This window comes from Stutzerimonas stutzeri KOS6 (assembly GCF_000307775.2).
GTDB classification, from domain to species: Bacteria; Pseudomonadota; Gammaproteobacteria; order Pseudomonadales; family Pseudomonadaceae; genus Stutzerimonas; species Stutzerimonas stutzeri_B.
In genome coordinates this window covers 1,445,368-1,463,427 of the sequence record NZ_KK020676.1, presented here as the reverse complement: position 1 = coordinate 1,463,427, position 18,060 = coordinate 1,445,368, and the positions used below count along the sequence as shown (strand labels likewise).

Annotated in this window: 17 protein-coding genes; 10 read left to right on the top strand and 7 right to left on the bottom strand. The window is 65.0% G+C overall.

The features are described 5' to 3' along the window. Nucleotides 1-263 precede the first annotated feature (263 nt). Nucleotides 264-506, top strand: a complete 243-nt coding sequence (locus B597_RS34765; RefSeq protein WP_024162010.1) for a DUF2790 domain-containing protein — start codon at nucleotides 264-266, stop codon at nucleotides 504-506. A 73-nt stretch (nucleotides 507-579) separates the two neighbouring features. Here B597_RS34765 and B597_RS34760 read toward each other — a convergent pair whose 3' ends face one another. The 4 genes from B597_RS34760 to B597_RS34745 all read right to left on the bottom strand — a co-directional run bounded on the left by B597_RS34760 (nucleotide 580) and on the right by B597_RS34745 (nucleotide 4,508). Beyond that, nucleotides 580-1,182, bottom strand: coding sequence for a nitroreductase family protein (locus B597_RS34760; protein ID WP_024162009.1), 603 nt, complete (start codon nucleotides 1,180-1,182; stop codon nucleotides 580-582). 165 nt (nucleotides 1,183-1,347) lie between these two features. Beyond that, nucleotides 1,348-2,892 (bottom strand): phosphoenolpyruvate carboxykinase, encoded by a 1,545-nt coding sequence (locus B597_RS34755; RefSeq protein ID WP_024162008.1) that lies wholly within the window; start codon nucleotides 2,890-2,892, stop codon nucleotides 1,348-1,350. A gap of 222 nt (nucleotides 2,893-3,114) precedes the next feature. After that, entirely contained in the window at nucleotides 3,115-4,002 is an 888-nt protein-coding gene (gene hslO, locus B597_RS34750) for an Hsp33 family molecular chaperone HslO (RefSeq protein ID WP_024162007.1), read from the bottom strand. Between the two features lie 107 nt (nucleotides 4,003-4,109). Next, nucleotides 4,110-4,508, bottom strand: coding sequence for an RNA-binding S4 domain-containing protein (locus B597_RS34745; RefSeq protein WP_024162006.1), 399 nt, complete (start codon nucleotides 4,506-4,508; stop codon nucleotides 4,110-4,112). Nucleotides 4,509-4,607: 99 nt separating this feature from the next. Here B597_RS34745 and B597_RS34740 point away from each other — a divergent pair, with 99 nt between their 5' ends. Together B597_RS34740 and rimK are read left to right on the top strand one after the other, a co-directional pair. Further along, nucleotides 4,608-5,075 carry a retropepsin-like aspartic endopeptidase RimB gene (locus tag B597_RS34740; RefSeq protein WP_024162005.1) on the top strand — a complete coding sequence of 156 codons (468 nt, stop codon included), beginning with the start codon at nucleotides 4,608-4,610 and terminating at the stop codon, nucleotides 5,073-5,075. After that, on the top strand, nucleotides 5,072-5,977 hold the full coding sequence (gene rimK / locus B597_RS34735; protein ID WP_003281074.1) for a 30S ribosomal protein S6--L-glutamate ligase: 906 nt from the start codon (nucleotides 5,072-5,074) through the stop codon (nucleotides 5,975-5,977). The genes B597_RS34740 and rimK overlap by 4 nt, the downstream gene beginning before the upstream one ends. Before the next feature lie 86 nt (nucleotides 5,978-6,063). Here the strand turns inward: rimK and B597_RS34730 are convergent, their stop codons facing one another. The 3 genes from B597_RS34730 to B597_RS34720 form a co-directional block, all read right to left on the bottom strand. Next, entirely contained in the window at nucleotides 6,064-7,383 is a 1,320-nt protein-coding gene (locus B597_RS34730) for an ATP-binding protein (protein WP_024162004.1), read from the bottom strand. A 139-nt stretch (nucleotides 7,384-7,522) separates the two neighbouring features. Beyond that, complete coding sequence (ompR, locus tag B597_RS34725) at nucleotides 7,523-8,257, bottom strand: osmolarity response regulator transcription factor OmpR (RefSeq protein ID WP_024162003.1); 735 nt, start codon at nucleotides 8,255-8,257, stop codon at nucleotides 7,523-7,525. A gap of 104 nt (nucleotides 8,258-8,361) precedes the next feature. Further along, nucleotides 8,362-8,760, bottom strand: coding sequence for a diacylglycerol kinase (locus B597_RS34720; protein ID WP_024162002.1), 399 nt, complete (start codon nucleotides 8,758-8,760; stop codon nucleotides 8,362-8,364). Nucleotides 8,761-8,947: 187 nt separating this feature from the next. Here B597_RS34720 and B597_RS34715 point away from each other — a divergent pair, with 187 nt between their 5' ends. The 7 genes from B597_RS34715 to bcsB are packed head-to-tail and all read left to right on the top strand — an operon-like array spanning nucleotide 8,948 to nucleotide 18,056. Further along, nucleotides 8,948-10,486, top strand: a complete 1,539-nt coding sequence (locus tag B597_RS34715; protein ID WP_152028165.1) for a BcsE family c-di-GMP-binding protein — start codon at nucleotides 8,948-8,950, stop codon at nucleotides 10,484-10,486. Next, a complete protein-coding gene (locus B597_RS34710; RefSeq protein ID WP_024162000.1) occupies nucleotides 10,483-10,668 on the top strand; it encodes a hypothetical protein in 186 nt (61 codons plus the stop codon). Before B597_RS34715 ends, B597_RS34710 begins: the two co-directional genes overlap by 4 nt. Further along, nucleotides 10,665-12,287, top strand: coding sequence for a cellulose biosynthesis protein BcsG (gene bcsG, locus B597_RS34705; protein ID WP_024161999.1), 1,623 nt, complete (start codon nucleotides 10,665-10,667; stop codon nucleotides 12,285-12,287). Before B597_RS34710 ends, bcsG begins: the two co-directional genes overlap by 4 nt. Nucleotides 12,288-12,291: 4 nt before the next feature. Then, nucleotides 12,292-12,510: a cellulose biosynthesis protein BcsR gene (bcsR, locus tag B597_RS34700; protein WP_024161998.1), complete on the top strand. Its 219-nt coding sequence runs from the start codon at nucleotides 12,292-12,294 to the stop codon at nucleotides 12,508-12,510. Next, nucleotides 12,507-13,244: a cellulose biosynthesis protein BcsQ gene (gene bcsQ / locus B597_RS34695; protein WP_024161997.1), complete on the top strand. Its 738-nt coding sequence runs from the start codon at nucleotides 12,507-12,509 to the stop codon at nucleotides 13,242-13,244. Before bcsR ends, bcsQ begins: the two co-directional genes overlap by 4 nt. Further along, entirely contained in the window at nucleotides 13,237-15,825 is a 2,589-nt protein-coding gene (gene bcsA, locus B597_RS34690) for a UDP-forming cellulose synthase catalytic subunit (RefSeq protein WP_024161996.1), read from the top strand. Before bcsQ ends, bcsA begins: the two co-directional genes overlap by 8 nt. Continuing rightward, nucleotides 15,822-18,056 carry a cellulose biosynthesis cyclic di-GMP-binding regulatory protein BcsB gene (gene bcsB / locus B597_RS34685; protein ID WP_024161995.1) on the top strand — a complete coding sequence of 745 codons (2,235 nt, stop codon included), beginning with the start codon at nucleotides 15,822-15,824 and terminating at the stop codon, nucleotides 18,054-18,056. Before bcsA ends, bcsB begins: the two co-directional genes overlap by 4 nt. The last annotated feature ends 4 nt before the right edge of the window (nucleotides 18,057-18,060 follow it).

The window sequence follows — 18,060 nt, the reverse complement described above, 5'->3', positions numbered from 1 at the left end:
AGCTGCACTGGCGTCACGGTGGATGTGAAAAGCGACATCCACCCTACGCGCTGCCGCCGCAGGGTGCAGGGCGTGCCGGGGACAAGACGCGAACGAAACGGCTAGCCATTTCGGTCAATCGGCAGGATTGCAATCGTCAATTATCGTTAGGTGACTATCTAGCTCTACGATTGCCCGGCTCCTGAAAAAACATAAGCGACGCCGGGTCGAGTGATTCGGCACGCGAACAGGACCGCCCATAAACCAGAACAGGATGCCCTGCGATGCGTGAAACCCTTATTGCCACTGCCCTGCTTTTTTCCTCCCTCGCCCAGGCCGACAACGGCGCAGCCGAAATCTATACCTATGGCACGAAGCTGGATGTCGCTTCTGTCACCTCGATAAGGATCGAACCCACACCCTACTGCGAAGTGACCGACGCGCTGATGACCTATCGCGATACCACGGGTGCAGAGCGCAGGCTGACCTATCGGACGCTGTCTGAAGCCTGCAAGATCCAGAACTGAGCCAATAGAGCGCGCAACTGGATCAGACGGGGGGGAGCACAGCACATGCTCCCCTCCCGTTGCAGGGATGCGCTCAGAAACGGTCGCGGATGACCACCTCGTCGAACGGCAGCTTGCCCACGCGCGGCTTGGGCTCGGCAGCACGCTTGCCCACCGCGACCATCAGCGCGATAACGTGGTTGTCCGGCAGGTTGATCAGCTTGCCGACCGCGTCGAAATCGAAGCCATCCATCGGGCAGGAATCCAGGCCCTTGCCGCGGGCGGCGAGCATCAAGGTCTGCGCCATCAGGCCGCAACTGCGCATGGCTTCGTCACGCTGCGTCTGCGGCTTGCCGCGATAATAGTTGTCGATCGCACCGGCCATGTAGTCCTGCACCTCAGCCGGCGCGCCCTCCCAGACGCGGCGCACGTTCTTCTCCCAGCTGTCGACCTGGGCGCAGACCACGACCAGCATCGAGGCATCGGTCATCTGCGCCTGGTTCCAGCCCACCTCGCGGATCTGCGCACGCAGCGCCGGATCACTGACTTCGACGAAGCGCACATGCTGCAGGTTGAAGGCAGAGGGTGCCAGCAATGCCAATTGCAGCAGCTCGTCCTTCTCCTCCCGGCTGAGCTGAAAGCTCGGGTCGTAGGCTTTGACGGCGCGACGGGTGCGGATGGCTTCTTCAGTGTTCATGGCGGTTCCTCGTGAGAAAACAGTGGCGCCATGCTAAGGGCACCGACCAATCGAATCCATGCGCCTTGTCCGATAAGAATCATCGACACCTTTGATCCGAGTTGCCATCCGGCCCAAACGAAAAAGCCGCCCGAAGGCGGCTTTTTCGATGACGCAGCGGACAGCTTAGAGCTGCGGACCGGCGTTGCGGATGGCGTCGGAGACGTCGAACTTCTTGAAGTTCTCGACGAACTTCGTTGCCAGTTCCTTCGCGGCCTGATCGTAGGCGCTCTTGTCGGCCCAGGTGTTGCGCGGGTTCAGCAACTGAGTGTCGACGCCAGCGACGGCCTTCGGCACGTCCAGGTTGATGATCGGCAGGTGCTCGGTCTCGGCACCGATCAGCGCGCCGCTCTGGATCGCCGCGATCACCGCACGGGTGGTCGGGATGTTGAAGCGCTTGCCGACGCCGTAGCCACCGCCGGTCCAGCCGGTGTTGACCAGGTAGACCTTGGAGCCGAAACCGTTGATGCGCTTGATCAGCAGTTCGGCGTACTCGCCGGCCGGACGCGGGAAGAACGGCGCGCCGAAGCAGGTGGAGAAGGTCGACTTGATGCCGCTGCCCGAACCCATTTCGGTGGAACCGACCAGCGCGGTGTAGCCGGAAAGGAAGTGGTAGGCGGCCTGCTCGTTGTTGAGGATCGACACCGGCGGCAGTACGCCGGTCAGGTCGCAGGTCAGGAAGATCACCGCATTCGGCTCGCCGCCGAGGTTCTTCTCGGAACGCTTCTCGACGTGCTGCAGCGGGTAGGCGGCACGGCTGTTCTGCGTCAGGCTGGCATCGGCGTAGTCCGGCAGGCGGGTACGCTCGTCGAGCACCACGTTTTCCAGCACGGCGCCGAACTTGATGGCCTTCCAGATCACCGGCTCGTTCTTCTCGGACAGGTCGATGCACTTGGCGTAGCAGCCGCCCTCGATGTTGAACACGCGGCCAACGCCCCAGCCGTGCTCGTCGTCGCCGATCAGGTAGCGGCTCTCGTCGGCCGACAGGGTAGTCTTGCCGGTACCGGACAGACCGAAGAACAGGGTGGTGTCGCCATCTTCGCCGATGTTGGCGGCGCAGTGCATCGGCAGCACGTCGACGTCCGGCAGCAGGAAGTTCTGCACGGAGAACATCGCCTTCTTCATTTCACCGGCGTACTGCATGCCGGCGATCAGCACCTTCTTCTCGGCGAAGTTGATGATCACGCAGCCATCGGAATTGGTGCCGTCACGCTCCGGTACGCACTGGAAGAAAGGCGCGTTGAGGATGCGCCACTCGCTCAGGCCCGCCGGGTTGAACTGTTCCGGGGTGATGAACAGGCAACGGCCGAACAGGTTGTGCCAGGCCGTTTCGGTGGTCATCTTGACCGGCAGGTAGTGCTCGGGATCGGCACCGACATGGACATGAGACACGAAGCTGTCACGCTCGCCGATATAGGCTTCGACACGATTCCACAGGGATTCGAAGTTGCCCGCCGGGAACGGACGATTGATCGGGCCCCAGGCGATCTTGTGCTGGGTGCTGGGCTCTTCGACGATGAAGCGGTCAGCCGGAGAACGACCCGTGCGGTGCCCGGTCTTCACCACCAGAGAGCCATTGGCGGACAGTTCGCCCTCCGTGCGCTTGACGGCTTCTTCAATCAGTTGAGCGGTGCTGATGTCGGTGTACACGGCGTTGGTGGCTTGCGTCATGAGTGTTCCCGTCGGCCCTGGGCCGATTCCTCCATGCTGTTGTAGCCCGCCGAACGACGAGCTACATCGAAAAGTGCGCGCGATTATGCCAGATAATGCGCCGCGCTGGGTATGAGGCCGTGATGGCCAAATAGTTCATTGCTGGCGCCGAGCGCCATCCAGCTAGCGTTAGGGAACGCGCCAAGGCCCGGCCCGACGCGTCCCGCAGTCGGCAATGGCTGATCAGTGGCGCGTATCCGAGGGCGCGTCGCTGCCCCCGCCGGCGAACAGTTGAGCGACGTCGGCGGCATCGTAAGTGTACTTCTCGTTGCAGAACTGGCAGTCGATACTCACCGCACCGCCCTGCTCGGCCACCAGCTGCTGGGCGTCGATCTCGCCCAGGCTGACCAGTGCACGGGCCGAGCGTTCCCGCGAACAGCTGCAGCGAAAGCGAATCGGCAAGGCGTCGAACAGGCGCAGCTGCTCTTCGTGGTACAGGCGATGTAGCACGGTTTCACTGTCCAGCCCCAGCAATTCCTCGGCGGTCAGGGTATCGGCCAGGGTACGCAGATGCTGCCAGCTGGCGTCGCGCTCTTCCGGATCCTTGATGCGATCGGCCGGCAGCTGCTGCAACAGCAGGCCGCAGGCCCGGCGGCTGTCGGCATTCAGCCAGAAGCGCGTCGGCAACTGCTCGGAAGCGGCGAAATAGTTGGTCAGGCACTGGGCCAGATTGACCCCGTCCAAACCGACGATGCCCTGGTAGCGTTGGCCGTTGGCCGGATCGACGGTGATCGCCAGCATGCCTTCCGGCATCAATTCGGCGAGGCTCGCACCCGGCTGGATCTGCTCGGCGTGATAGCGGGCAATGCCACGTACATCGCGGGCGCTGGAACATTCGACCATCAACAACGGCACGGCGCCGCTGGAGCGTGCCTGGAGGATCAGCAGCCCGTCGAACTTGAGCGTGCCGACCAGCAGGGCGGCGGCGGCCAGTAGTTCGCCGAGCAGCTGCGCGACCGGCTCCGGGTAAGCGTGCTTGGCCAGCACGTGCTGATAGCTTTCCTCGAGCGTGGCGACTTCGCCGCGAACATCGGAATCATCGAAGAGAAAACGCTGAGTTTGGTCGGACATGCCCGGACTCGCAGGAAACGGCGGAGGAAGCGGCGATTTTAGGCGCAAAGCCCGTCCGGACCAAGGGCGACTGCCGGGTGGCGGCACCGATCGCCTGCATTGATTGACTAGCCGGGCTTGAAGTCACGCAGGTACTGGATCTGCCGACGCTGCTTCTTGCTCGGCCGTCCGTCGGTCTGCATGCCCAGCGCACCCGCCTTGCGCTGCGCAGCCGCTTCCTCGCGCGCAGCCAGGCTCTGCGGCGTCTCTTCATAGAGCGCCTGCGCCTCGGGAGCACCACGGCGCACCGCGGACAGCGCACGGATGACCAGCGTGCGCTCGTCGAAGCCTATGCGAACCACCAGCTCGTCACCCACCTTGGGTTCCTTGCTCGGCTTGCAGCGCTCGCCTCGACAGTGCACCTTGCCACCTTCGATGGCCGCCTTGGCCAGTGCGCGGGTCTTGAAGAAGCGTGCAGCCCATAGCCACTTGTCCAGGCGCACCTTGTCGTCGTCTTTTTCAGTCATCGGCCAGCTCGGTCTGTATTCGTGGTTCTAGGTTGTTACAGACGGATGCAGTTGTCATGTACGCCGACTAGAATGCGGCAAATTTTTCGGACGCCCCCATTGAAGAGACTCGACCCCCACACCGTGATCGGTCTGCGTGAATGGATCGCCCTGCCGGACCTCGGCGTGGTGGGCCTGCGCGCCAAGGTCGACACCGGGGCCAGCACATCGGCGCTGCACGCCACCGACATCAGCGAATTCGAACGCGACGGCCAGCGCTGGGTCCGTTTCACCGCTCATCTGGGCACGCTGGTTCAGAGCCGCCACCGCTGCGAGGCGCCGCTGGTCACCCGCAAGCTGATCAAGAGCTCCAACGGCCAGGTGCAGACGCGTTACGTGGTGCGTACGCTGCTGGCACTGGGCAGCCACGTGTGGCCGGTGGAGTTTACCCTCACGTGTCGCAAGACCATGCGCTACCGTCTGCTGCTCGGCTCCAAGGCGCTGATCGACGGGCAGTGGCTGATCGACCCGTCGCGAACCTACATCCAGGACAAACCCCTGATCCTCACTTCTTCCGGTGCTCAATGAAAATCGCCGTGCTGTCGCGCAATCCGCGCCTGTATTCCACCCGTCGCCTGGTCGAAGCCGGCCAGCAACGGGGCCATGAGGTTGTGGTGATCGATACGCTGCGCGCGTACATGAACATTGCCAGCCACAAGCCACAGATCCACTACCGCGGCAAACCGCTGGAAGGCTTCGATGCGGTGATCCCGCGCATCGGCGCCTCGGTGACTTTCTATGGCTGCGCGGTGCTGCGCCAGTTCGAGATGCAAGGGGTGTTTCCGCTCAACGAGTCGGTGGCCATCGCCCGCTCCCGCGACAAGCTGCGTGCGCTGCAACTGCTGTCACGGCGCGGCGTCGGCCTGCCGGTGACCGGCTTCGCCCACTCGCCGGACGACATTCCCGACCTGATCCAGATGGTCAATGGCGCCCCGCTGGTGATCAAGGTCCTGGAAGGCACCCAGGGCATCGGCGTGGTGCTCTGCGAAACCGAGAAGGCCGCCGAGTCGGTGATCGAGGCCTTCATGGGCCTCAAGCAGGACATCATGGTGCAGGAGTACATCAAGGAAGCCGGCGGTGCCGATATCCGCTGCTTCGTGGTGGGTGACAAGGTCATCGCGGCGATGAAGCGCCAGGCCAAGCCCGGCGAGTTCCGCTCCAACCTGCATCGCGGCGGCTCGGCCAGCCTGATCAAGATCACCCCGGAAGAGCGCATGACCGCCATCCGTGCGGCCAAGGTGATGGGCCTGAACGTCGCCGGTGTCGACATCCTGCGTTCCAACCACGGCCCGCTGGTGATGGAGGTGAACTCCTCGCCCGGCCTGGCCGGCATCGAGGAAACCACCGGCAAGGACGTCGCCGGCCTGATCATCCAGTACCTGGAAAAGAACGGCGGGCCGCACCTGACCCGGACCAAGGGAAAAGGCTGAAAAGCAGCGGCAAGTAAAAGCGCAATGGCAGGGCACTCACTCGCCTGCTCTTTATTGCCGTTTGAGACTTGCAGTTGGCCGCTGCTTCAGTGCTTTATCGCATCACGCGGCAGCAGCAATCCGAGCGGCAGGCTGACGCGGGCCTCCAGCCCGCCACCTTCGCGATTGCGCAGCTCGACGATACCGCCATGCTGCGCGGCAATGCGCTTGACGATCGCCAGCCCGAGCCCGGCGCCCTGGCCACCGCGGGCGCGATCGCCGCGAATGAAGGGATTGAAGATACCTTCCAGCTCACCGGGATCGACGCCAGGGCCACGGTCGAGCACGCTGAGCACCACGTAGGGGGCATGCTGGTCCCCCGACACGTAGGCCGCCACCTCTACCCCGTCACCGCCGTAGCGCAACGCGTTCTCGATGAGGTTGACCAGCAGCCGCTTGATCGACACCCGGCGCAGGGCGAACGGCGGCATCGTCTCGACGCACAGGCGGACGATCTCCCGTTGCTGGTTGTAGGGCGCCACCACTTCACGGATCAGTTCACCGAGGTCGGTGGTTTCCACCGGCTCGTCGCTGCCGTCACGCACGAAGGCGAGAAACTGGTCGAGGATGGCATTCATGTCCTCGACGTCACGGATCATGTCTTCGGTCAGCTCGTCGTCGCTGGCCATCAGCTCAAGCGAAAGCCGCAGGCGCGTCAGCGGGGTGCGCAGATCATGGGAGACGCCGGCGAGCATCAGCTCGCGTTCGCGGCCGGCCTGCTCGACATCCTCGGCCATCTGGTTGAAGGCACGGTAGACCTCGGTCATTTCGCTCGGCGTGTCGCTGATCGGCAGGCGTACGCGGCGGCCCTTGCCGATCTGCCGCGCAGCGTAGACCAGCCGCTTGAGCGGCAGGTTGAGCTGGCTGACGAAGATCCAGGCCGCCCCCGTTGATAGCAGGCCGATACCGAGGAACCAGCCAAGCACGCTCCAGATGCGCTGGCCGCGCAGCGGATAGGCGTACAGCGGAACCTGCACCCAACCCGACCCGAGGCTGGGTGCGCGCACCCAGATGGCCGTGGACGGCTGGATACGTACCCGTACCTCGGTGTCGTCGCCCAGCTCATCACGCATCTGCCGCTGGAAGATCTCGGTGTAGGGCCAGTGGTATTCGCTGCGCGGAACGTTCTGTTCTGCCACCAGTTGCAGGCCGGCTGCGCGGCCGATGCGCTCGCGATCCTCGAGGTCGGCGGCCCAGTACGCTCGCAGGGTCAGCGCCGCACCGTGGCTGTACTGCCGATCCACCAGCACATCCTCGTTGGTCATCAGGTAGACCAGAGTGAGCACCTTGGAAAACAGCACCACGATCAGCACCATCCACAGGGTGCGGGCGAAGAAACTCTGCGGGAACCACAGCGGGGTTTTCATAGACGTTCGCAGGTTGGGTTGAGCTCAACGAAGCCCAACATGACCGGATGGCCCGACTTGGCAGGAATTGGCGACCGCCGCAAGCCACTACGCTGGGCTTCGCCGCTACGCGACTCCACCCAACCTACGGCTTGCCGCTTCATTTGTTGCCATCGGGCACGAACACGTAGCCCACACCCCACACAGTCTGGATGTAGCGTGGCTTGGACGGGTCTGGCTCGATCAGCCGGCGCAGCCGGGAGATCTGCACGTCGATGGAGCGCTCCAGCGCATCCCATTCGCGACCGCGGGCGAGGTTCATCAGCTTGTCGCGGGTCAGCGGTTCGCGGGCATGCTGCACCAGCGCCTTGAGCACGGCGAATTCACCGGTAGTGAGCATGTGCACCTCGTTGCCCTTCTTCAGCTCACGGGTGGCCAGCGACAGTTCGTACTCGCCGAAGGTGACCGTCTCGTCCTCGCTGCCCGGCGCACCCGGCACCTGCGGCGCCTGCCGGCGCAGCACCGCGCGGATGCGAGCCAGCAGCTCACGGGGGTTGAAGGGCTTGGCCAGATAATCGTCGGCACCCTGCTCCAGGCCCTGGATGCGGCTGGCCTCGTCACCCTTGGCGGTGAGCATGATGATCGGAATCTGATTGTCGCCCTCGCGCAGCCGACGGCAGGCCGACAGGCCGTCCTCGCCCGGCATCATCAGGTCGAGCACCACCAGCTGGAACAGCTCGCGACCGAGCAGGCGGTCCATCTGCTCGGTGTTTTCCACGGTACGGACGCGATAGCCCTGCTCGTCGAGAAAGCGCTCGAGCAGACGCCGCAGACGGGCATCGTCATCGACGATGAGGATCTTTTCGCCTTCGTTGGCTTGCGCAGTGCTGCTCATGAAAACTCCCAGATGGTCGACGGCGCATTATTGCGCAGTGTTGGCCGGCCCTACCGACAGCCATTGTTAGCAGATTTTTCGCCGTGCGGCGCGGTTGCGCGGCGTCAGCCGCACAGTACCAGCAGCCATACGAGCGCAATGCTCAGCAACGCCATGAGTTGCGCAGCACTACCCAGGTCCTTCGCCCGTTTCGAAAGCGGATGAAGCTCCAGCGAAATCCGGTCGACGGTGGCCTCGATTGCCGAATTGATCAGCTCAATCGCAAGCGACAGAAGGATCGGGGCGATCAGGATGGCTCGCTCCAGCGGCACGTCGGTCACGAAAAACGCTGCAACGAAGAGGACGGCGCCCAGTGATGCCAACTGCCGGAACGCCGCCTCGTGGCGCCAGGCCGCTGCGAAACCGGACACGGAGTAGCCCAGCGCCTTGAGCAAGCGTGCCGGACCGGATCCGGACTTCAGCCCGGTTGCATCCGCAATGTCGTCGACGGGTTCACTATTCATCGGTTTCTTCGGCTCAACTGTTCGGCAGGGCGGAACGCATTATTGGCATGATCAGGCACCGTTGATATTATTTTGACATTATTTGCATCGCATCCGACGAGCTGCAGTGCCAGCGCTATAAAGCCGGACAGTTACCTGGCCGATAGCCAGCTGTCCCCACATCAGACGTCCAACCGCAGGTGTCCCCTTGAGTCATCGTGTTTCCGAAATGCGTCCGGCATCATTGGGTACCGAAGACCTTCTGCTGGGCACGCTGACCTACGCGATCGGCACCATCCAGTGGCTGCAGGCCACACAGCCGCATGACGCCGTCCGCATGCTGCGCCAGGCACTGATCGGCGCGCCCCGAGAGCGCGCGATCCTGGTCAGCTCGGCCAACTGCCAGCTGGAGCTGCTGCGCGATCTCCAGCCTGAACAGGGCCCCCGGGAGCTGGTCCTCCTGACCATATCCAGCAAGCGCATGAGCGCAATGCGGCGGTTGCTGCCATCGGAACTCGACCGCGCCACTCGCGTGGAGCATCGCCTGATCATCATCGCCCTGCCCAGCGAGGTCTTCTCCACTAGCGCACTGGCACAGTGGGCAGAAATGCTCCAGGCCTGGCTGACGCGCCGGAGCGCGACGCTGCTGATCGTATCCGAAGGTGACCCGGCCGGCCTAGCCGGGCAGCTGTCCGGTCGAATTCCCGGCCTTTCGGGATTTGCCCAGCTCCACCGGGAACAGGGTGCGCCCCGGCTCACCGTCCACTACTGGCACAGCCGGCCACGCTCAGAGGGCGCGCGCGAGATCCTCCTCGTCGAGCAGGAAAATGGCTTCCAGACTCTCCAGCTGCTGGCGAAGGCAGCGTCGGAAGACGAGGCGGCGCCGGACCGTAACGAGGTCCACGCCGAGCGAAGCGCGCTGGAAGGCAGCATGGCAGATCCGCTCAATTGGTACGTGTATCCCGACAGGCACCAGTTGCTGCATCGTGCCGCAACGGCCCGCCACGCCACGATCGTCCTCGGCATAGGCCGCAGCGGAGAAGTCGACGAACTGGCCGTGGCGCTGGATAGCCTGCGCCGCGCCAGCGGCAGCAAGCTGAAACTGATCGTACGAGAAACGACACCCTGCCTTCGCTACCGTGACGACCAGCTGCTGATCGCCGCCGGTGCTTCGCTGGTGGTGCCGTTCGGTACGCCGCCGTCGCGCATGTTCACGCTCATCGACGGCATCCAGGGCCATGTCTGGCAGCGCCAGAGCCCGGCCGATATCACGGACAGTCTCGACCGCTCGAAGCCTTTGCCACTACGCGGCCGGCTGACGCCTCGTGCCTTCGCCGACGCGGTGCGACACATGTGGGCGGCCAAGGATTTCGGAGAACTGGAGCACAGCCTGCTGCACATGCGGCCACTGCCCGGTCTCGGTGCTGAAAGCCTGATCGCCGAATCGCGCTTCCGCCGTCAGGGAGACATTGCCTGCCTCACCGCGGGCGGACTCTACCTGTTCCTGTTCGCATGCCGCAGCGAAACCGTGGAAGCTGCGCTGGAGAATATTTTCCCGCTGAGCTGGCAGGAGCTGTTTGTCAGTTTCGAGCGACTCGCCGGCCTGGACGCGCTTGGCAGTCCGCTATTTCTCGAGGAACAGTTCAGCCCCTCGATGGCGAAGTCATCCGAACCCGAGCCTCCGGCAGTCAAGATGCTCGCGCCCAGGGCCGTGCGCCTCGAACTGAGCAAGGAATCCCACTCGTGACCAGCGGCTCGTTGCTCGAACTGGCCCTGCTCTTCATCGGCGTGGGTGCACTCCTCGGATGGCTGCTCGCAAGCTGCTGGCAGCCGTTGCTCGCACGGCTCGACCGGTTGCTGCCGCCCCGTCATCTTCGCCGCACGGGCGTTCGCTACCGCTCGGAGCGCACGCGGGAAGAGCGCTCATGACTGTCCCGCAGCCACCTTCCCTGCATACCGGCCATGCAAGCCGCTGGCCCGGCCTGGGCCACTGGAACCTGTATTTCATCGGCAAGTTCGTACTGTTCGCACTCGGCCTGGTGGATATCCAGCCGCTGCCCAACATAGTGCTGGCTGCGTTGCTCAGCATCCCCTTGCCCGGCATGCTGTTACGCGGCACCCGGCAGATAATCGCCATTCCGGCCGGAGCCGCGCTGCTGTATCAGGAAACCTGGCTGCCTCCGTTCCAGCGCCTGCTGGCGCAGCCGGGCGTGCTGGACTTCACTCCGGCGTACCTGCTGGAATTGGCCGGGCGTTTTCTGGACTGGCAGGCCATCGCCGTTCTGGTCCTGCTGTTAATCGGTTACAGCTATCTGTTCCAGTGGTTACGGATGACCAGTTTCACCCTGCTCGGGCTGCTTTGGCTTTGGCTGCCCACCGCCGTACCGGCGCTCGTCCCGAGCGCACCACAGGTGGCCACCGCCGTCGCATCCAGTGTGCCGACGGAGCGCACGGTGGCCGACACCACCACGCTGGACAACTGGCTGCAGCGCTTTTTCGACAGCGAAGCCAGCCGCCAGACGCTGTTCCCTCCGCGAAACGAGCAGACCGCCGCATTCGACGTCCTGGTGGTCAATGTCTGCTCGCTCGCCTGGGAAGACCTCGATGCCGTCGGACTTAAGGAAAATGCACTGTTCGAGCGAATGGACGTGCTCTTCGATCGCTTCAACTCGGCCACCTCCTACAGCGGGCCGGCAGCGATCCGCCTGCTACGCGCCAGCTGCGGCCAGCCGCGCCACCAGGCGCTCTACCAGCCGGCGCCCGAGCAGTGCCTGCTGTTCCAGAACCTGGCGAACCTCGGCTTTCACGCCGAAACCCTGTTCAACCACAACGGGCGCTTCGACGGCTTCAGCGACGATGTGACCGCCCAGGGCCTGCCGCAACCGGCGCTGCCGAGCCAGCGTTTCCCACGCGCCATGGCCGGCTTCGACGGCTCCCCCATCAGCCGTGACCTCGACGTGCTGCGAGGCTGGTGGAAGCACCGCCAGTCGCTAACCGAATCGCACGTGGGGCTGTTCTACAACAGCATCAGCCTGCACGACGGCAACCGCATACTCGGGCCTGACGGTCAGGCCCAGTCGGCGGACTACAAGCTGCGGGCCCAGCGCCTGCTGGGCGATCTGGACAGCTTCATCGACGAACTGGAGCGCAGCGGTCGGCGCGTCGCGCTGCTCATCGTCCCGGAGCACGGCGCCGCGCTGCATGGCGACAGGATGCAGATCGCCGGAATGCGCGAGATTCCTCGTGCCTCGATCACCCAGGTCCCAGTCGGCCTGAAGCTGATCGGCATGGATCTGCAGGCCGGCGACGGGCCGCTGCATGTCGCGCAGCCATCGAGCTTCCTGGCCCTGTCTGAGCTGGTATCGCGCCTGTACGCAGCACAGAGCGCACCCAGCGCAGCGGACCTGGCGACGCTGGTTGCCGGCCTGCCGGCGACCGAACCGGTCTCCGAAACCGCCGGCGCACAGGTCATCGAATACGAGGGCAAGCCCTACGTGCGCGTCAACGGCCAGGCCGTGTGGCTGCCCTATCCGAAGCGTTTCGAGTAAGCCCATGCCCCAGCCTCCGCTCGACGACGTATCGGTCCTTCGCCAGCATCTGCGCATGCCACAGCTGCGCTACCTGGATATCTCGGCCTCGAACGCCCTGGAGCAGGCAGTACGCCGCTGGCCGCTGCTGGCCGAGACGGAAAGCACCCGCGCGCTGGATAGCGCGCTGCGCGCATCGGTGGCCGACCACGTGGCGGCGGCCGCCGAGGAGCAGCGGGCATGAACCGGCTTGCACTGCGTGGATTGTGTGGCGGCACCGGCGCGACTGCAGTGTTGTGCGGTCTCGCCCAGGCCCTGCACGAAAAGGGCGAAAGGGTGTTGCTGATCGACCACAGTGCGGGCGACCTTGCTCGCGTGCATTTCGGCGACGATCTGGCCAACGCGGCGGGCTGGGCTCGGGCGCAGCTCGACGGTACGGCGTGGAACGACGCCCTGCAGGTGCGCCCGGGCCTGCACATACTGCCCTACGGCCGCCTCTCGCCGGCCGAAACGCGCCGGATCGACCAGTTGCTGGAGCTGCAGCCAAGCTATTGGCAAGCGCGTTGCGCGCAACTGCGGCCGTTCCACGACTGGGTACTGTTCGACCTGCCGCCGCGCAGCGGCAGTCCGTACTCAGTGCCGATCGGTGACGGCACCGACCTGCTGATCGACATAGCCACGCCTGCGCCCGGTTGCCATACCCTGCTGCACAGACACCTCGCGACACAGGCAGACCTGCTGCTGGTCAACCGCTTCAATCCGGCCAGCCAGCTGCAGCGCGACCTCTTGCTGCTGTGGCGCACGACCTACAGTGAGAATCGACCGCTGCAGATCATCCACGAGGACGAAGCCGTCGGCGAAGCCCTGGCGCACAAACTGCCGGTGGGGCTCTACGCTCCGCACAGCCAGGCGGCGGGCGACCTGCGCAACCTGGCGCTATGGTGCCTGGCACGCAAGGCGGGCCGCGCGCATGCCTAGCATCCCGGGCTACTACCGCCATCTTCGTTTCAGCCGCGGTGCGGGGCGCCTGGCAGCGGCTCAGTGGACGCTCGGCTATCTGCTCGCTGCCCTGTTGCTGCGCCTGGAAAGCCCGGCCTGGCAGGCCGTGCTTGCCGACCGGCAGAGGCTGTATCCGCACCTGTCGGGCAAGCAGCCGTCCTTCGGCGACCCGTTGCGCGTCATGCTGCAGACCGTCTGGCTACTGCTGGTACGCCCGTCCCGTCCGCGTGCGGCAGTGAACAACAACCCGGCGCCCCGCCGGTTGCGCTGGGCGGCCTCCCTGCGAGAGACACTACGCCGCCGTCGCCGGCTGGCCGGGTCCCTGTCGTCAGGACCGGTGAGCATGCTGGCACGCTCGGGCGAGCGGATCGACCGCCTGCTCGACGCGCTGTCAGCGCCACTCAGGTTTGCGCTTCAGGCCGTCGTGGCGATCGTGGCCATGCTGCTCGCGCTGCTGTGCGTGACCGAGCCGTTCAGCTACGGCGCGCAGCTGGTCTTCGTGCTCCTGCTGTGGGGGCTGGCCCTGCTCGTCAGGCGCATGCCGGGACGTTTTGCCGTACTCATGCTGATCGTGCTGTCGACGATCATCTCCTGCCGCTACATCTGGTGGCGCTACAGCGCCACGCTGAAGTGGGATTCGTCGTTCGACCTCGCCTGCGGGCTGATCCTGCTGCTGGCCGAGAGCTACTCCTGGCTGGTCCTGATCCTCGGCTACGTGCAGACCTGCTGGCCGTTGGACCGCCAGCCGGCGCCGCTGCCCGACTCACCGCAGCAATGGCCGAGCGTCGACCTGCTGATCCCGACCTACAACGAGGACCTCTCGGTGGTGCGCACCACCGTGCTCGCCGCCCTGGGACTGGACTGGCCGGCAGACCGGTTGCGCATCCACCTGTGCGACGACGGCCGCCGCGAACAATTCAGGCAGTTTGCCGAAGAGGTGGGCATCGGCTACATCACCCGCCCGGACAACCGCCATGCCAAGGCCGGCAACCTCAATCATGCGCTCGGCGTGACCTCCGGCGAGCTGATCGCCATTTTCGATTGCGATCACGTCCCGGTCCGCTCCTTTCTCCAGGTCACCGCCGGCTGGTTCGTGCGTGATGCGAAGATGGCGCTCGTGCAGACCCCGCACCACTTCTTCTCGCCGGACCCGTTCGAGCGCAACCTCGGCTCGTTCCGCCACAAGCCCAACGAAGGGGAGCTGTTCTACGGCCTGGTACAGAACGGCAACGATATGTGGAATGCGGCATTCTTCTGCGGCTCGTGCGCGGTGCTGCGTCGCTCGGCAATCGAAAGCATCGGCGGCTTCGCGGTGGAAACCGTCACCGAGGACGCGCACACCGCGCTGCGCCTGCACCGTGCCGGCTGGAACTCGGCCTACCTGCGCACGCCGCAGGCCGCCGGCCTGGCCACCGAAAGCCTGTCCGCACATATCGGCCAGCGCATCCGCTGGGCGCGCGGCATGGCGCAGATCTTCCGCACCGACAACCCGCTGCTGGGCAAGGGACTGACGATATTCCAGCGCCTGTGCTACGCCAACGCGATGCTGCATTTCCTCGTCGGCCTGCCCCGGCTGATCTACCTGACCGCGCCGCTGGCCTTCCTCCTGCTGCATGCCTACATCATCTACGCGCCAGCGCTGCTGATCGTCCTCTACGTGCTGCCGCACATGATCCACGCCAGCCTGACCAACGCCCGCCTGCAGGGCAAGCATCGGCACTCGTTCTGGGGCGAGGTCTACGAGACGGTCCTGGCCTGGTACATCGCCCGCCCGACCACGGTAGCGCTGTTCAACCCCGGCAAGGGCAAGTTCAACGTCACCGCCAAGGGCAGCCTGATGGACGAAAACCAGTTCGACTGGCATATCGCCCGTCCCTATCTGCTGCTGGCGCTTCTCAATGCGCTCGGGCTGGGTTTCGCCGCCTGGCGAATCATCTACGGTCCCACGGCAGAGATCGCCACGGTACTGGTCAGCACGATCTGGGTCCTCTACAACCTGCTGATCATCGGCACCGCGGTCGCGGTGGCTGCGGAGGTCCGTCAGGTGCGCCGCTCGCACCGGGTCCTGGCCAAGCTTCCGGCCTCGCTCCGCCTCCCCAGCGGCCACGTACACCCCTGCACGCTGGGCGACTTCTCCGACAGCGGCGCCGGCCTCGAACTGTCGATGCCGCTGCCGGTTGCGCCGGACGATAGGGTGCAGCTGCTACTGCGCCGGGGCGAGCGCGAGTTCGCCTTTCCCGCGCAGGTGACGCGCCTGGCCGGCACGCACCTCGGCCTTCGCCTCGATGAACTGGACCTGAGCCAGCAGATCGACTTCGTGCAGTGCACCTTCGCGCGAGAGGATGTCTGGCTCAATCGTCACGATCAGTTCGAAGCCGACCGACCGCTGCACAGCTTCATCGAAGTGCTGCGCCTGGGTGGCCGCGGTTATTACCGCCTGCTCGAATATCTTCCCGCCGGGTTCGGCAAACCCCTGCGTCCGCTCTTTCGTCTGGCGGCGTGGCTGCTCAGCTTCTGCCCACGCACGCCGATCGCTCGCCCACTGGAACACCGAACATGAAACGTCGACTATCCCTGCTGGTGCTGTGCTTTATGATCCTCGCCACTTGCCAGGCCCTGTCTGCCCCCGAAGAAGCGGGAGCGGAGCTGCCGGAAGCCGACCTGCCTCCCTCGTGGCAGACCAGCCGCAGCTTCACCGAGCTGGGTCGGCCGCAGGATCAACTGCTACTGGGCATTCGCAACGCCGAACAGGTGGAATTCCAGCTGCGCCGCGACCGGATCGCCACCGATGCGCGCCTGATGCTCGACTACACGCCCTCGCCTGCGCTGCTGCCAGTGCTCTCGCATCTGCGCATCTACCTGAACGACGAACTGATGCGCACCCTGCCCATCACTCAGGACCAGCTCGGCCAGCGGGTTCGCCAGGACATCGTCCTGGACCCGTACCTGCTCGGCGATTTCAACCGCATCAGGGTCGAGTTCGTCGGTCACTACACCGATATCTGCGAGGACCCGGCGCATAGCGGCCTCTGGCTCAACCTCGGCCGCCAGAGCCGCGTCGTGCTGCACGAGCAGGCGCTGGACATCGCCAGCGACCTGGCCTGGTTCCCCCTGCCGTTCTTCGACCAGCGCGACAGCACCCCGCTGCGCCTGCCGATCCTCTTCGCCGATGCGCCGGCACCGCAAATGCTGCGTGCGGCCGGCATCCTGGCCTCCTATTTCGGCACCCGCGCCGCCTGGCGCGGTGCCAGTTTTCCGGTGCACTACGGTGAACTGCCACAGATGCCCTGGTACCCGCAGCCGGCTGTCGTGTTCGCCACCAATGACCATCGTCCGCCGCTGCTACGCGACCACCCGCCGGTGGAGGGTCCGGTCGTCGAGCTGATCGACCATCCTGCCGACCGCTACAGCAAGCTGCTGCTGGTCCTCGGGCGGAACGAGGCCGACCTGGTCCAGGCCGCGACCGCGCTGGCGCTCGATCAGGGACAGCTGCGCGGCAGCCGGGTGGCCATCGAACAGGTCGAGGCCGCACCGCGCCAGCCCTACGATGCACCAAACTGGATTCGCACCGATCGACCGGTAACGTTCTCCGAACTGATCGCCTATCCGCAGCAGCTCCAGGTGAGCGGCCTGCAGCCCTACCCGATCTCGCTGGACATCAACCTGCCGCCGGATCTGTTCGTCTGGCGCAACCAGGGCATCCCGCTGACCACGCGCTACCGCTACACACCGCCGGCGACGCTCGACGAATCGAGACTGAACGTCACGGTCAACGACCAGTACATCAGCAGCATCGCCCTGAAGCCCAATGACAGCCGCAGCAGCGTGGAGAACCTGCGCCTGTCGGTGCTCGCCCCGGATGCCTCGGCCGAAAGCGAGGACCTGCTGGTGCCGGCACTGAAGATGGGCATGCGCAACAAGGTCCGTTTCGAATTCAACTTCGCCAGCAAGCTGGGCAACGCCCAGCGCGACCACTGCCAGACCTACCTGCCGACCAACATCCAGGCGGCGATCGACGAGAGCTCGACCATCGACCTTTCCGGTTACCACCACTACATGGCCATGCCGGATCTCAAGGCCTTCGTGCGCAGCGGCTTTCCATTCAGCCGCATGGCCGACCTCTCCGAAACCCTCGTAGTGGTGCCCGAAAAGCCCACCGCATCAGAGGCCGGCACCCTGCTCGACACGCTGAGCCTGATCGGTTCCCATGTCGGCTATCCCGCCCTGGGCGTTCGCCTGAGCGATGACTGGAACGAAGCCCGAACGGCGGACGCCGACCTGCTGTTGATCGGCAAGCTGCCCGATGCGCTGCGCACCGCGAAACAACTTCCCGCGATGCTCGAAGCCCAACGCAGCTGGCTCATGCAAAAGGCTGCACGCCCCGGCGACAGCAGCGGCGGCACAACGACTCTGGCGATGCAGGCCAGCGCGCCACTGGCGGCCGTGCTCGGCCTGCAGTCGCCCTTCCACGAACAGCGCAGCGTGGTCGCACTGCTGGCGACCTCGGATGACGACTACCACCTGCTGCGTGAAGCGCTCGGTGACGTCGGCAAACAGCAGGCCTTCGCCGGCTCCGTAGCGCTGATCCGCGACAGCGGCGTGAGCAGCCATTCCGTCGGCGAACCCTACTATGTCGGCGAGCTGCCCTGGTGGCTGTTGCTCTGGTTCCACCTGTCCGAACACCCGGTACTGCTGGCCTTCATGGCAACGCTGAGCATCGTGCTGCTGGCCATCGTCCTCTGGCGCGCCCTGCGTTGGGCGGCCGCCCGCCGTCTCGCGGATGACCAGTGAAGCC